Source organism: Bradyrhizobium sp. CAR08, from assembly GCF_052871955.1.
In genome coordinates this window covers 602,853-617,935 of the sequence record NZ_JBIXJX010000002.1, presented here as the reverse complement: position 1 = coordinate 617,935, position 15,083 = coordinate 602,853, and the positions used below count along the sequence as shown (strand labels likewise).

Here is a 15,083-nt window from a genome sequence, read left to right as displayed (position 1 = left end):
TCATCGCTTATCCCTTAAGTAGGGTATTACCGAGCTTTCGCCAAGCCTCTAACGCCCTGTTGATGTCATCCGGCTCCGTGGACCAGCCCAGACTGAGACGCACCGCTCCTTGGGCGACGGTCGGATCATACCCCATTGCCGACAACACGTGGGACGGCTGCACCTTGCCCGAGGAACAGGCAGATCCCGAGGACACCGCGACACCTTCGAGGTCGAAACCGATCACCGCCGTCTCGGCTTTCAACCCGGCAGCCGTGAAAAGAACGGTGTTAGGTAACCGCCCAACATCACTTGAGAAGACCGTTGCACCCGCCATGGAGCGAATGCCATTTTCCAAGCGATCTCTTAGGCTTGCCATCCGCTCCGCATCCTCGGGCAAAGCCTGAAGGGCGACCCGCACCGCTGCGCCGAAGCCGGCAATACCGGCGACATTCTCGGTTCCGGCGCGCCGGTTGAGCTCCTGCCCGCCGCCTCGGAGCAACGGCTCAAGTCCGGCCACGCCCTCGGCCACGACCAGCCCGCCGACCCCCTTGGGGCCGCCGATCTTGTGTGCAGAAAAGGTCGCAAGGTCTGCGCCGATCACTTTGATATCAAATGAGATTTTTCCAAACGCCTGGATTGCGTCGACGTGCAGCAGGCCGCCAGCCCCGTGAACGATTCCCGCGGCCTCGGCGATGGGCTGCAGCGCGCCCGTCTCGTTGTTGGCCGCCATGATGGAGACCAGCGCCGGCGGGCCGTCGCCGAGCAGCGCCTTCAAATGGTCGAGGTCGATCACGCCGGAGCGCGTGACCCTGATCTGACCGATCTGATCGGTCGGGAACCGGCCGCCCGCCAGCACCGAAGCATGCTCGACAGCCGAGACCAGAAGCCGCTCGACAGGCCCGCCAGAGGGCCCTCGAAGACCCGGTGACAGCGCCAGCGCGTTGGCTTCGGTTCCCGTGGAGGTAAAAACCGCGTTCCGCGGCAGCGCGCCGACGGAGGTCGCAAGCAGGGCCCGCGCGTCCTCGACAAGGCGCCGCGCCTCGCGCCCCTCGGCATGAACCGAGGACGGATTGCCGATGAGCTCGGAGGCTGCGAGCATCGCGCTTCGGGCCTCGGCGCGAAGCGGCGTGGTCGCATTCCAGTCGAGATAGATGCGGCTCGGCATAGAGTATTATATTACCTGAGACTGATTGCTGCGCCAGCGCTGGTACCCGACATGGGCTCCCCTGGAGCACTTGGCAATCTCGATTCCGGATTCCCCCATCGCGCGACGACGCGGCCAGGACGCTAACGCCTTGAGCTCATTGGGCGATGTTCAAGATGCTTGCTTTTTGACCCTCGGCTCATGTTAGAACGCGCGCGTCAGTTCGCCGCGCGCCGCTCGCGCATCATCCGAGGGCGCCGCTCCACCCTTCCATTCGCGGCTTGATCGGCCCAGCAGCCGATGAAATCCGCACAATCGGTTGATTGTTGAAGAGCGTCTTCAAGGGATCAATCAAGAGATCATCATGCCTGAAGTTATTTTCACCGGCCCCGCCGGCCGCCTCGAAGGCCGCTACCATCCGGCCAAGCAGAAGAACGCGCCAATCGCGATGGTCCTGCATCCGCATCCGCAGTTCCACGGCACGATGAATCATCAGATCATCTACCAGTGCTACTATGCGTTCGCGCATCGCGGCTTCTCGGTGCTGCGTTTCAATTTCCGCGGCGTCGGCCGCAGCCAGGGCTCGTTCGACCACGGCACCGGCGAATTGTCGGACGCGGCCGCGGCGCTCGACTGGGCGCAGACCATCAATCCCGAAGCGCGCGCCTGCTGGGTTGCCGGCTTCTCCTTCGGCGCCTGGATCGGCATGCAGCTGCTGATGCGCCGCCCCGAGGTCGAGGGCTTCATCTCGATCGCGCCGCCCGCCAACCTCTACGACTTCTCGTTCCTCGCACCCTGCCCGTCCTCGGGGCTGATCGTGCATGGCGAGAAGGACGCGGTGGTGCCGCCCAAGGACGTCAACACGCTGGTCGAGAAGCTGAAGACCCAGAAGGGCATCGTGATCGACCAGCAGGTCATCCCGGGCGCCAACCACTTCTTCGACGCCAAGCTCGAGCCGCTGATGGAAACCATCACCGCCTATCTCGACATGCGCCTCGCCAACGTGCGCTGAGCTTTCCGTGGGTGCGTTCATCGCATTGCTGCGTGCCGTGAATGTCGGCGGCACCGGCAAATTGCCGATGAGCGAACTCAAGGCCATGTGCGAGGAGCTCGGCTACGCCGCCGTGCGCACCTATATTGCAAGCGGCAACGTCGTCTTCACAAGCCGCAAGTCGCAATCTGCGATCAAGACCGCACTCGAAAAGCGGTTGCACGCCTATGCCGGCGCGCCGGTCGGCGTGCTCGTGCGCAGCGCCACCGAGATGGCGCAGGTCTTGGCCGATAATCCGTTTCCAAAGGCCGCCCCCAACCGTACCGTCGCGATCTTCCTCGACAAGGCGCCGCCGGCGGATGCGCTCGCCGGCATTCGCGGCCAGAACAAGGAGGAGATCGGCCTCGGCCGCCGCGAGATCTACGTGCATTACGGCGACGGCATGGGCACGTCGAAGCTGGTCATCCCCGCCGCCAAGACCGGCACCGCGCGCAACATGAAAACGATCGCGACGCTCGCGAAAATGGCCGCAGAGCTCTAGGCCAGCTTGAGCGCCGCGATCCCCGTCAGCACCAGCAGGATCCCCGCGATCTTGATCGCGCTCAGCGCCTCGCCGAACAGCACCACACCCATGACGACGGTGCCGGCGGCGCCGATGCCGGTCCAGACCGAATAGGCGACGCCGACCTCGAGCACCTTCAAAGCACGCCCGAGCAGGACAACGAAGGCTACGAGCAGCACGAGCGAAACGACGCTCCAGCCAGCGCGCGTGTAGCCTTCCGCATATTTCATCGAGATCGCCCAGCCAACATCGAGTGCGCCTGCGATCACCAGCATCAGCCAGGCCATGGATTGCGACATCGGCGTGGGCTCAGGCCGCAAGCTTGAGCAGATGCGCGTCGTGGCGCACGAGGAAGGCGCGCAGCAATTGCGGATAGTCCGCGCCCACCGCAGTACGGACGCTCGGACGCTTCGCCAGTTCGGCGCGCCATGCGCGGACCTTCGGCACATCGCGGAAAATGCCGTGGTCGGTCAGCTCGTCGAACAGATCGAAGTAGCGGAAGACGGGGGCGAATACGGCGTCGACGAGACTGAACGCTTCGCCAGCAAAATAAGGACCGGCACCGAGCGCCGCTTCGACCCGGGCGAACTTCACCATCAGCGCCTGGCGCTTGCTCTCGAACGTCGCCGCATCGGTCGTGGTCTCTAGGCCCCAGAGATCGGCGAGCACTGCTGAACCGAACTCCATCCACGCCCGGTGCTCGGCACGCTCCAAGGCATCCGCCGGATGCAGTCTCACGCCGCCTTGCGTCTCCTCGATGTACTCGCAGATCACGTTGCTCTCGAACAGCGCGACCTCGCCCTTCTCGCTCGTCACGACCAGCACCGGCACCTTGCCGAGCGGCGACAGTTTGAGAAACCAGTCGGGCTTATTGGCGAGATCGATGTCGACCCGCTCGAACGGCACGCCCTTCTCGTTGAGCGCGATCACCGCGCGCTGCACATAGGGGCAAAGCTTGTGGCTGATCAGTTTCAGTGAAGCGGTCATGGCGAGAATCCCGACGGTTAGATGCAACTGCATCAAAGATAGATGCATGTGCATCTACCTGTCAAGATCAATGCATCTGCATCATCCCGCCTATGATCTCAAGGCCGCGCGATCACCCCGCCCGTCATCGGCATCGGCACGCCCGTGGTCCCGGGATACGACAGCGGCAGGCCCTTCAGGCCGCGCGCGGCGAGGAAGCCGAAGGCCTGCGCCTCGATGGCGTCGGAGGCCCAGCCGACTGCCTCCGCGGCCTCGACAGTGGCGGACCCAACGCGCTCCCGCAGCATCTGGAGCATGGTCCGGTTGCGGGCGCCGCCGCCGCAGACGATCCAGCTCCGCGGCCTGCGTGGCAGCAGCGGGATGATGCGGGCGATGGCCGCCGCGGTGAAGGCGGTCAGGGTCGCGGCGCCGTCGGCCGGCAGGACATCGCCGAGCTTTAGTGCTGCAAAATCGTTGCGGTCGAGCGATTTCGGCGGCGGGCTTACGAAGAACGGCAGCTCCAGCGCCCGCGCGATCCAGGCTTCGTCCGCCTTGCCGAGGGCTGCGAGCTTTCCGTCCGCGTCGAACGCCTGGTTCATGGTGCGGTACATGAAATCGTCGAGCAGCGCGTTGCCGGGTCCGGTGTCGCAGGCAATCAGCGTGTCGTTGCCGTCGATATAGGTGATGTTGGAGACGCCGCCGATATTGACCACGATGATCGGCCCTTCGCGCTCCAGCGAATGGGCGAGCGCGCGGTGATAAACCGGCACAAATGGCGCGCCCTGCCCGCCGGCCTCGACGTCGGCGGCGCGAAAATCATGCATCACGGGGATATGGATCGCCCTGGCCAGCGCCGGCGCGTCGCCGATCTGCACCGTCAGCCGCTTCTCGGGGCGGTGCAGCACGGTCTGGCCGTGGAAGCCGACGATGTCGATGTCTTCCGGCTTCATCCGGTTCTGGGCGACGAAGGCGGCCACCGCCTCGGCATGCGCGAGCGTCACTGCGCGTTCGGCCTCGGCCAGAACTCCCGGCCTAGCATCGCGTTGCGCCAGGTGCACGGCCTCGCTCAGCGCCTGACGCAGCAGGTTGCGCTCCGCCGGGCTATACGGCCGGTAGCCGGACGGCCCGAATGCCTTCACCTGCTTTCCGTCGGTTTCGATCAGCGCAACATCCACCCCGTCCAGCGAGGTGCCGCTCATCAAACCGAGTGCCGTCAACATCATGGATCAGCGTCCTCAAGAGACCCTTCCGGCATGCCGATCTTGTGCCAGAGGGACACATCTTATAATGCCACAGGCCAAAGTAGCGGGCAGCAACCGAGTTCCCACGGATGACCCTTAAATTGCTCCCAAAACAGTAAACCAAGAATTGTCAGGCGCGCCGACAAATGACTGCATTCAAATCGGATTTCCTCAATACGCTGCAGGAACGTGGATTCATCCACCAATGCTCCGATTTCGAGGGGCTGGACGCCCTCGCCGCCAAGGGCGAGGCGACGGCTTATGTCGGTTACGATTGCACCGCCCGCTCGCTGCACATCGGCAACTACCTGACCATGATGATGCTGCACTGGCTGCAGCAGTCCGGCAACAAGCCGATCACGCTGATGGGCGGCGGCACAACCATGGTCGGCGATCCCTCCGGAAAGGACGAGACGCGCGCGATCCGCACCGTCGCCGAGATCGAGGCCAACAAGGAATCGATCCGCGGCGTGTTCGCAAAGGTGCTGCGCTATGGCGGGGGCAAGAGCGACGCCATCATGCTCGACAATGCCGAGTGGCTGACAAAGCTCAACTACATCGAGATGCTGCGCGACGTCGGGCGGCATTTCTCGGTCAACCGCATGCTGACGATGGACTCCGTGCGCCTGCGCCTCGAGCGCGAGCAGGAGATGAGCTTCATCGAGTTCAACTACATGATCTGCCAGGCCTACGACTTCGTCGAGCTCGCCAGGCGGACCGGCTGCAACTTGCAGATGGGCGGCTCCGACCAGTGGGGCAACATCATCATGGGCGTCGATCTCGGCCGCCGCATGGGCACGCATCAGCTGTTCGCCCTGACGACGCCGCTGCTGACGACGGCGTCGGGGGCCAAGATGGGCAAGACCGCTCAGGGCGCGGTCTGGCTCAACGCCGACCAGTTCTCGCCGTATGATTTCTGGCAGTACTGGCGCAACACCGAAGACGCCGACGTCGGCAAGTTCCTCAAGCTGTTCACGACGCTGCCAATGACCGAGATCAGGAAGCTCGAGGCGCTCGGAGGCTCCGAGATCAACGAGGCCAAGAAGGTGCTCGCCACCGAGGCGACCGCGCTCCTGCATGGCCGCGACGCAGCGAACGAGGCGGCCGAGACCGCGCGCCGCACCTTCGAGGAAGGCGCGCTGGCCGAGAGCCTGCCGACCGTGGAAATTCCGCGCGGCGAGTTCGACGCCGGCCTCGGCGTGCTCAACGCCTTCGTCAAGGCGGGCCTCGTTGCCTCCAACGGCGAAGCACGGCGCCAGATCAAGGGCGGCGGCCTGCGCGTCAATGACGAGCCCGTCACCGACGAGAAGATGGCGTTGTCGGCGGCCGACCTGACGCCGGAAGGCGTGGTCAAGCTGTCGTTCGGCAAGAAGAAGCACATCCTCCTGAGGCCTGCATAGGCGTATGAGCTTTTCGCTGCTTGTCAGGGCGCGCTGAAGCGCGCTCCCTGATCGGCAATGGACCAGAACACGCTAGAGGAACAGTCCAAGCAAGCGACCAGGGAACGCGTCACGGCGACGCCGCAGGGCGTCGTGCGCACCGCGCTGGTGGTGCTCGCGCTCTGCTTCACACTCGCCGTGCTCGGCCGCGGCCTCAGCGAAAGCTTCACCGTCTTCCTGAAGCCGATCTCGGAAAACTTTGGCTGGGATCGCGCCCAAGTGGTCTCGATCTATTCGCTGACGTGGCTCGTCAGCGGACTGACGGCGCCGTTGGTCGGGCGCCTGTTCGATCATTCCGGACCGCGCATCGTCTATGCACTGGGCCTTTTGCTGCTCGGCTCGGCCTTCCTGATCGCAAGCCACGCGCAGTCACTCTGGCAGTTCCAGCTCTCGATCGGACTCTGCGTCGGCATTGGCGTCGCCTTCATCGGCAATGTGCCGAACTCGATCCTGCTGGGCCGCTGGTTCGGCCCAAAACTCCCGACCGCGATGGCGGTGGTCTACTCGGCCATGGGTGGCGGCGTGCTGGCGCTGCTGCCGGCCTCGCAGCTTTTGATCGATCATCTGGGGTGGCGCGAAACCTACCAGCTGTTCGGCTTCGCCGCGCTCGGCCTGCTGGTGCCGCTCATGCTGCTGCCATGGCGGCTGTTCGCCTCGGGCTCGCCGCAGATCGCGAAGAAGACCGATCCGGATTTCGTCGATCACGGCTGGACCCTTCCGAGCGCGATGCGCCATCACGCCTTCTGGGCGCTGTTCTCGACATTCTTCTTCACCGCGGTCGGCATGTATGCGATCGCCGCCCAGATCGTGGCCTATTTGATCGATGCCGGCTTTCCACCGCTGCAGGCCGCCACGGCCTGGGGCTTCTCCGGCATCGTGCTGGTGTTTGGCATGCTAGGCGTGTCCGCGCTCGACGGCCTGATCGGTCGCCGGCCGTCGGTGCTGCTCAGCTACGCGATCTCGATCCTCGGCATCTTCCTGCTGTGGCTGTTGCAATACTCCGCCAATTTCCTCCTGCTCACCGGATTCGTGGTCTGCTTCGGCAGCATGATGGGCTCACGTGGACCGCTGATCACGGCGACCGCGATGAAGATCTTTGGGGGCAAGCGCGTCGGCACCATCTACGGCACCATCTCGATCGGCAGCGGGCTCGGCTCGGCTTTCGGCTCCTGGAGCGGCGGCCTGATCCATGACGCGACCCATGGCTACAACGCGCTGCTCGCCTTCGCACTCGCGAGCGTGGTGCTCGGGATGATCCCGTTCCTGGTCGTGCCCGCCTTGCGGCGGTAGGTCTCCTGAAGGTAACTTGAGCGCATTCGCGTCACCGGGAAATTACGGATGGGCACGACGCGAACAGCTACGAAGATGTGGATCGCACGCGGCTGAAAGTCCTTCCTGCGGTGTTTTGTCCGACATGACAAAAATGTCAGCGCAAATTGCCCTTGGGCGGCTTGCAGGGCGGAACTGAATGCGGTCCTAGTCGCAGCATTGGATGGAGGGCACAAACCAATGAACTTTCCCTATCTCGTTCGCTTTCAACCGGTTCTCTTGAGCCTGTTTCGCTTCATCACCGGCCTGCTGCTGTTCCAGTACGGTGTCGCCAAGCTGTTCAAGTTTCCGGTGCTTCCCTACTTCGCAAACATCCCGCCGATCATCTACGCAGCCGGTACGCTTGAGCTCGTGCTTGGCGCGTTGCTGATGATCGGCCTGTTTACCCGCCTCGCGGCATTCATCCTCTCGGGTGAGATGGCCTTCGCCTATTTCATGGGGCACATGTTCAAGGGCGAAACGCCGGTGTTCCTGCCGCTGCTCAATGGTGGCACCGCGGCGATCCTGTTCTGCTTCGCCTGCCTCTACCTCTCGGCAGCCGGCGGCGGCTCGGTCAGCGCCGATGCGGCGATGGGCAAGGACTAGCGGCGCGTTCGCGCGGCGCTGAGGCGTCAGCGATTGATTCGCGAATGAAGAGATGGCATCCGTATGTTCACGGGTGCCATCTCAGCGCGAGCCCAGCACGTTCCAGACCAGGACGAGGACCGCGACCAGCAGCATCGACATGATGAGGCGGTGAACGAATCGGTTCATTGCCGCTCCCAACGGATTAGGTCGCGACTAAAGACCCACACGATTTTTCTCCGAGTTGACGCGCCATGCGCCCGAGAAGCGCATGACGACCTGCATGTTTGCGCACGCGGCTGCGCACGCAGCTTGCGCAGCAGCCGTCGCACGCGTCCATTCATGATTGGTAAGAATTTCATGCTACCGACGCGAGCAACAATAACCATTCCGTCGAGGCCGTGATGAAGCTGCTGAGTCACCTCAAGATCCGCACCAAGCTCGCCAGCATGGTCTGTCTTTCGGCACTCACGGTCACGGCCATCATCGGGGTGTCGTCCGTGCTCAGCAAGAGCCGCATGCTGGAGGATCGCGTTCAGCAGATGCGGACCGCGGTCGACATGCTCCACAACCTCGCCCAATCACTCGAAGAGGAGGTCGGCGCCGGCAAGCTGACGCAGGCCGAAGCGAAAATCCAGTTCCATCTGCGCGGCCGCCGCATGAGCTTCAATGGCGGCCAAGGCTATCCGGTGGTCTATAACGCCGATACCTCGATCCTGATCAATGGCGCGAACCAGCAGCTCGAAGGCAAGATCACGGGCGCCAAGGACTCCAACGGTGTCCTCATCGCAGATGCGATCGTAACGGCCGGCAACCAGGCTGCTCAGGGCGGCGTAACCTCATATCTCTACCCCCGCCCCGGCCAGACGGAGCCCGTCCGCAAGACCGTTTTCGCGCGCAAATTCGCGCCCTGGAACGCGACGATCAGCTACGGCCTCTATGTCGACGACATCGACGCCGACGTGCGAGCCTTGACGCTGGAGCTGGGGGCGATTGGCATCGGCTTGATGCTGCTGATGGCGACACTGTCCTGGCTGATCGCCCGCGACGTGCTCGGCGCGCTCGATCGCCAGAAGAACCGCATGCAGGCCATTTCCGAAGGCGCCATCGACACGGCGGTCGAGGAGACCGGTCGCGGCGACGAGATCGGCCGCATGGCCGAGACCCTCGAAGTGCTCAGGCAGACCGCGCTGACGGCCCGCAAGCTGGAGGCGGAGCAGGTCGCCACCAAGACCCGCAGCGAACAGGAGAAGCGCGACGCGCTGATCTCGCTTGCCGACCGGTTCGATGCCTCCGTCGGCCAGCTCGTCGGCCTGATGGCCTCGGGCTCCGGCGAGCTGGAGGTCACCGCCAAGTCGATGTCGTCGACCGCGGAAGGCACCAACCGCCGCGCCGCCGTCGTCGGCTCGGCCGCCACCGAAGCCAGCCAGCGCGTCCAGACGGTCGCGGCCGCGGCCGAGGAGCTCTCCTCCTCCATCACCGAGATCAGCCGTCAGGTCGCGCAGTCCGCCGTGGTCACCGGCCGCGCCGTGGACAGCGCCCGCCGCACCGACACCATCGTGCGCGCCCTCTCGGACGGCGCCCAGCAGATCGAGCACGTCGCCGAGCTGATTTCCAGCATCGCGGCGCAGACCAATCTGCTCGCGCTCAATGCCACCATCGAGGCCGCACGCGCCGGTGAAGCCGGCCGCGGCTTTGCTGTCGTCGCTTCGGAGGTGAAGTCGCTGGCGAGCCAGACTGCAGAAGCCACCCGCGAGATCGGCGACAAGATCGCCCAGATCCAGGGCGCGACCAAGGAAGCGGTGGACGCCATCGGCGGCATCACCGCCACCATCGAGGAGGTCAGCCGGATCGCGACCTCGATCGACGCCGCGATCGAGGAGCAAGGCGCCGCCACGGCCGAGATCGCCCGCAGCGTCTCCCAGACGGCCGAGGCAACCCAGGAAGTCACCACCAATATCGGGGGCGTCAGTACGGCAGCGAACGAGACCGGCAATGCCGCAGGCATGGTGCTCGCAGCAGCCTCAAACCTCTCCAAGCAGGCCGAGCAGCTCTCTGGCGAAGTCGGGACTTTCCTGGCGGGCGTGCGCGCGGCGTAAGGCGGCGCGGAAACCAAGGTGTAGCCTCGCCACTAACGTCGCGCGAGGGTGCAGCCGCTCGATAGCTGGCGCGTCGATCCGGTCGAGCCATCGTTCGACTGCGACGGGAATTCCTCGAACGGCGAGTTCTGTTTGCCGGTGTTGAATTCGAAGATCTTGCGGAACAGACCGGGGGCCATCGCCGAAATCGGGTTGACGCGCATTACGGGCGCTGCCGGCGTGCCGACGACCTCGTAGGTCACGCCGATCAATCCTTCATTGTTGCCGCCGCCGAGGAAGATGCCGAACAACGGGATCTGGCCGAAGATGTTGTTGACGCCGTACATCGGGACGAAGGTGCCGCTCATACAAACCTGGTTGCCGGGAAAGTCGATTGAGCCCTCGATGGTGGCGCCGATCATCGGCCCCTTGACCACGCCGTCGCGGATCGTGAGCGCGCCGTTCTGCCGCGTGAACTCCGCGCGCATCGCCGTGAAGGCTACGCCGTTCTGGGCGCCGTTGGGAGCCCCCGCCGCGACGCGATCGAGTTGCTCCATTCCCTTGACCGAGAAGTCACGCACATTGATCAGTCCTTCCCGTGTCGTAGGCTCGGACGTCGGCGGCTCCATCGCCACCACCATCTGGCCGCCGAAGACCTTGTTGGTGGTGTCTGTGAAGCGCAGGAAGTTGCCGGCATCGCTGGTCTGGAGATAGATGACCTCGCGGTTGCCCTGGGCGCGGCCGCCGCGCAGGTCGGCTGCCACGGGCGTGTCTTTTCCGATCCTGCCGCTCAGCGTGAAGGCTTTGACCGCACCATTGCGCCGCGACATCTTGGCGTCGACGCTGCGCATCGCCTCGCCGTTGAAACCCATGACGGCGCCGAGCTTCACGTCGATGTCGAAATCGAGGTTCTTCGTCTTGCTCTTGGCATCGTCCTTGGAATTGCCTGAGATCGCCGACTTCAGGAAGCCGCGGCCGTCGAATACGTCGCCGCGCATCGTACCCTTGAGCACGCCGTCCTGGCTGCGCTCCACTTTCAGTGAGGCCTTGTCGCCGTCGGATGGCGCGTAGGTCGGGAAGTTCGCGTTCATGAGCTCGCCGTTGGCATCGACCTCGAGCGACCCCTTGATCGAGGCGCCGCCGCCTTCGATGACGATGTCCTCCAGACGCGTCGATTGCGCCGTCGGCACCACCTTGAAGCTGGCCTTGCCCGCTCTTCCCGGCAGCTTGACCCAGCCGGGCAGGATGTTGTCGAGCTTGACCGAGGTCAGGTCGGCCTCGATGCCGAGCTTCGTCGTCTGGTCGGGTCCCCCGGCGATCTTGCCCGACAGTTTGATCGGCACCGATCCGCTGACGGCGGGACCCAGATCGAATCCGAGGCGCGCGCGGCTCGCATCGTCCAGCGTGGTCTGCAGTTTGACGTCCGCATCGCCCTCGGCCGGCTTGCGGTAATCGAGCGAGGCCGCCTGCCCGTTGATCTTGACGTCGCCCTTGACCTGATAGCCCTGGTTGCTCGCGACGATCTTGAGGTTGTTGGCCTCCAGCTTTTGGTTCATCACCAGCTTGTCGGCACCAAAACCGTTGAGATCGGCCGTAACGCTGTAGGTGGTGTCGGCTTTGGTCAGCTCGCCCTTGACCGGCAGCCCAAGCTGGACGTTCGCCGAGAACGTCCCCTTGCTGGTATTGGGATCGATGACGGTCGACGACAGATCGCTCAAGCGATCGTTGGAAAGCATTTCGGCGGCCGCAGGCACCGGACCTTCGACACGAAACCTCGTCCGCGACGGCGACGGCTTGGGTGCCATATCGGGCACCTCGAAAACAAAGTCGGAAATCGTGACCTTGCGGCCCGCCGGCGTATCGGCAATGCCCTGCCCGATATTCACCGTCGCGGTGCGGCCGGTCACGCGCGCCTTCAAATCGGCATCGTGCACCACGGGCAGGCCATCGACGGGGCGAACCGTGACACCGCTCGCCACGATATTGACCGACAAGCCGTCGTCGGGAATGGGTGGGCCCTTGCGCGGAAGATTCTTCGTCGGTGAATTAACACCGATCTCGATGCGCTGGAGCGTTCCACGCTCGATCCGCTCGATCACCCATTCGCGCAACTCGGGAACGACAAGGGTCGGCCACATCCGCTTGAGCGCGGAGGCCGACATCGGCGTTCCCGCAAAACCCAATGTCAGCCGCGGCTCGCCCGAATAGTCGATGGCACCGGTGCCGGCGACGCCGATCTCTCCGTTGGAGATATCGGCCTGGGTCAACAGCAGCCTCTTGTGGTCGGTATCGAAGCGGAAGCCGATCGCAATGCGGTTGAAGACCAGCGGCGGCTCGTTGTCGATGCCGCCGAGCAGGATCGAACCGCCGCTGAAACCGAGCTGCCAGTCATTGACGGTGCCGTTGGGCGGCTCGACATGAGCCAAAAGCGTCAGGCGGTTCGCGCCCGAGAGGACCTTGAACGGAGCAACCAGCACCCGCCGATTGGCGTCCCACTCGACATTGATCTCGGCCGAGTCGATCGCCATCGGATAATCGGGCGTATCGGTGTCGATGATGTTGCCCGCACCGACCGTGATCTTGCCGCGAAAGAAGGTCGGCACGCCGTCGCGGCCGAGCTCGCCCTTGAGCTCGCCGGTCAGCGGCAGGTCGGCGGTGTAGGTGAGATCCTTCACCCGCAGCGCCAGCAGGATGTTGGCGGTCGAAACCTTGTCGGCGCGGATATCGACCGAGCGCACGCCGTTCTCGGTGGGGCCGATCGTGGCACGCAACGACCACGGACGTGCGCCCTCTTCACCGAGGCTGAGCGCGACGCCGCCACGGCTCGGTCGGCGCAGGCTGAGCGTGATGTTCTCAAACGTCCATTTGCTGCCGCGCTGCTGGTCGTCGACGATCAGATTGCCATTCTTCAGGCCGATCTCGTTGAGATTCTGGCCGTCGAGGCCGGTCATGCTCAGACTGTCGAGCCAGTCGAGGCCCTGAAGAATGCCAGTCGGGGACGTGGCCTGGGGCGCGGCTTGCGGTGCGTCGGAGGTCGCAGGCTCGGTGGCGAATGGCGGCGGTGGCACACCGTTGCGCGGGAAAGTCGGCGGCAGTCCCGCGTCCCTTTTGGAGGCGACGCCGGTTGCGAGCGGCTTTGCGGTGTCGCCGGCCGACACCGTGACGGTGCCGTCAGGCGCGATCCGGATTGCGAGCTCGGCATCGACAAGGTTGAGGCTTTCGGCGCGCAGATGCCCCATCAGCAGGCCCGCACCCGACAGCTTCACCTCGGCCTTCGGCGCGGTCGCGACAATGACGTGATCGTGGTCGCGCACGACGATATCACGGATGCGCACGGCGATGCGGATCCGCCCGGCCCGCTCGATCTGCGTGCCGCCGACCTCCACGGTGTTGCCGTGACCGATATTGTCCTCGATCGCGGCCGCGAGCCACGGCGTCGCAATGTCGAGATTGATGGGACCGGCGCCGAGCCGCCACCACAGCGCGCCGAAACAGCCGACGAAGATGACGACCAGGACACCGACGACCACGGCCACGCGCTTCAGCCAGCGACCGCCGCCCAACCAGCGGCGCAACGGCCCAAACCCGTCAGCGAAGCGATGGAAGCCCGAATTGGAACGCGACAACAGCCGGCGCGCCCGATGGCCCGCCGCCGCTTCCTGATCCGGATCCCAGTCGGCGTCGTCCCATTGCTGCTGCTCTGGTTGGCTGCCGCGCCGATCCAAATCCCGATTGTAATCCTGGGGCGACGTATTCCTTGCCATTGCCTCTCGATACAGGCGCCCGTCGTGGGATTGAGCGCCGCCGGGGCCGCAGCCGTCGACGGGAAGCGAAGCTTCCCGCGCCGGCATTGCCGCCATACCTCGAATATTCCTTCTGTTCGTCATGTCGCCCCGGGAGCGCGTTCAACGAGCAGTGGGTGGTGCGTGGAATTCCTTGTAACCAGACTCCCGCGTCGTCAGACTCGCCCCGCCGAGGGCACGATTCCGGCATAGCGGAAAAGGGCTGCAATACCGCTTTGGTTGACCCGCCGAAAGCGACGAAAGGAAGGCGTATGTCCAAGAAATCCCGAAAGAAATCGTCCAAAACGCCCTCCGTCACTCCGACGGCTAAAAAGACGCCCGTGAAAGCGCGGGCTGCGACTCAAACCAAGCTCGCGAAAACACAGCGGACACCGGCGAGCAAATCAACTGGGACCATAGCAAAGACAGCATCGCATAAGGCCGCATCGAAACGGTTAAATTCTTCCAAATCGGCATCCGCGCCTGAAACGGCGGCGAAGGCCGGCTTGGCTGAGGGGCAGAAGGCTCCCGCCTTCCGCCTGCCCCGCGACGGCGGCGGCGTCGTCGCGCTGTCGGATTATACCGGCCAGAAGCTGGTCCTGTTCTTCTACCCCCGCGCCGACACGCCGGGCTGCACCAGGGAGGCCATCGATTTCACCCGGCTCACCGGCGCCTTCGCCAAGGCTGGCACCGCCGTGCTCGGTATCTCCGCCGATCCGGTCAAGGCTCAGGACAAGTTCCGGGACAAGCACGGTCTCGGCGTGCCCCTCATCTCGGACGAGACGCACGAGATGCTGGAGGCCTACGGCGCCTGGGGCGAAAAGTCCATGTATGGCAAGAACTTCCTGGGAATTCTTCGCACCACGATGCTGCTTGGCGCCGACGGCAAGATCGCGCGGATCTGGCGCAATGTCCGGGTCGAAGGCCACGCCGACGAGGTGCTGGAAGCCGCAAGGAGCCTTTAACCAATCATTTAAATTCAAGGGGTTCCGTTTCCGGAAAATT

General features: G+C 64.3%; 12 protein-coding genes. 7 read left to right on the top strand and 5 right to left on the bottom strand.

Annotation, left to right across the window (positions count from 1 at the left end; genetic code table 11):
• Positions 1-7: 7 nt before the first annotated feature.
• Positions 8-1,147, bottom strand: a complete 1,140-nt coding sequence (locus ACIPUD_RS06715) for a cysteine desulfurase family protein (RefSeq protein WP_446480286.1) — start codon at positions 1,145-1,147, stop codon at positions 8-10.
• A 343-nt stretch (positions 1,148-1,490) separates the two neighbouring features.
• Here ACIPUD_RS06715 and ACIPUD_RS06710 point away from each other — a divergent pair, with 343 nt between their 5' ends.
• On the top strand, positions 1,491-2,138 hold the full coding sequence (locus ACIPUD_RS06710; RefSeq protein ID WP_007591562.1) for an alpha/beta hydrolase: 648 nt from the start codon (positions 1,491-1,493) through the stop codon (positions 2,136-2,138).
• 7 nt (positions 2,139-2,145) lie between these two features.
• Positions 2,146-2,658, top strand: a complete 513-nt coding sequence (locus ACIPUD_RS06705; protein ID WP_446480285.1) for a DUF1697 domain-containing protein — start codon at positions 2,146-2,148, stop codon at positions 2,656-2,658.
• Here the strand turns inward: ACIPUD_RS06705 and ACIPUD_RS06700 are convergent.
• From ACIPUD_RS06700 to ACIPUD_RS06690, 3 genes are all read right to left on the bottom strand, one after another.
• Complete coding sequence (locus tag ACIPUD_RS06700) at positions 2,655-2,978, bottom strand: DMT family transporter (RefSeq protein ID WP_446480284.1); 324 nt, start codon at positions 2,976-2,978, stop codon at positions 2,655-2,657. The genes ACIPUD_RS06705 and ACIPUD_RS06700 overlap by 4 nt on opposite strands.
• 10 nt (positions 2,979-2,988) lie before the next feature.
• The gene (locus tag ACIPUD_RS06695; protein ID WP_018454457.1) at positions 2,989-3,666 is read right to left on the bottom strand and encodes a glutathione S-transferase family protein; all 678 of its coding nucleotides are present in this window, start codon (positions 3,664-3,666) and stop codon (positions 2,989-2,991) included.
• A gap of 98 nt (positions 3,667-3,764) precedes the next feature.
• Positions 3,765-4,868 (bottom strand): anhydro-N-acetylmuramic acid kinase, encoded by a 1,104-nt coding sequence (locus ACIPUD_RS06690; protein ID WP_018454458.1) that lies wholly within the window; start codon positions 4,866-4,868, stop codon positions 3,765-3,767.
• 164 nt (positions 4,869-5,032) lie between these two features.
• Here ACIPUD_RS06690 and tyrS point away from each other — a divergent pair, with 164 nt between their 5' ends.
• From tyrS to ACIPUD_RS06670, 4 genes are all read left to right on the top strand, one after another.
• Complete coding sequence (gene tyrS / locus ACIPUD_RS06685; RefSeq protein ID WP_018454459.1) at positions 5,033-6,286, top strand: tyrosine--tRNA ligase; 1,254 nt, start codon at positions 5,033-5,035, stop codon at positions 6,284-6,286.
• Positions 6,287-6,343: 57 nt separating this feature from the next.
• On the top strand, positions 6,344-7,615 hold the full coding sequence (locus tag ACIPUD_RS06680; RefSeq protein ID WP_085353503.1) for an MFS transporter: 1,272 nt from the start codon (positions 6,344-6,346) through the stop codon (positions 7,613-7,615).
• A gap of 219 nt (positions 7,616-7,834) precedes the next feature.
• Entirely contained in the window at positions 7,835-8,239 is a 405-nt protein-coding gene (locus tag ACIPUD_RS06675) for a DoxX family protein (protein ID WP_018454461.1), read from the top strand.
• A gap of 383 nt (positions 8,240-8,622) precedes the next feature.
• Positions 8,623-10,317, top strand: coding sequence for a methyl-accepting chemotaxis protein (locus ACIPUD_RS06670; RefSeq protein WP_446480283.1), 1,695 nt, complete (start codon positions 8,623-8,625; stop codon positions 10,315-10,317).
• A gap of 32 nt (positions 10,318-10,349) precedes the next feature.
• On the opposite strand, the gene ACIPUD_RS06665 is transcribed toward ACIPUD_RS06670, so the two are convergent.
• The gene (locus ACIPUD_RS06665; RefSeq protein WP_085385291.1) at positions 10,350-14,147 is read right to left on the bottom strand and encodes a YhdP family protein; all 3,798 of its coding nucleotides are present in this window, start codon (positions 14,145-14,147) and stop codon (positions 10,350-10,352) included.
• 203 nt (positions 14,148-14,350) lie between these two features.
• Between ACIPUD_RS06665 and ACIPUD_RS06660 the strand changes: the two genes are divergently transcribed.
• Positions 14,351-15,043: a peroxiredoxin gene (locus tag ACIPUD_RS06660; RefSeq protein WP_446480282.1), complete on the top strand. Its 693-nt coding sequence runs from the start codon at positions 14,351-14,353 to the stop codon at positions 15,041-15,043.
• Positions 15,044-15,083 lie beyond the last annotated feature (40 nt).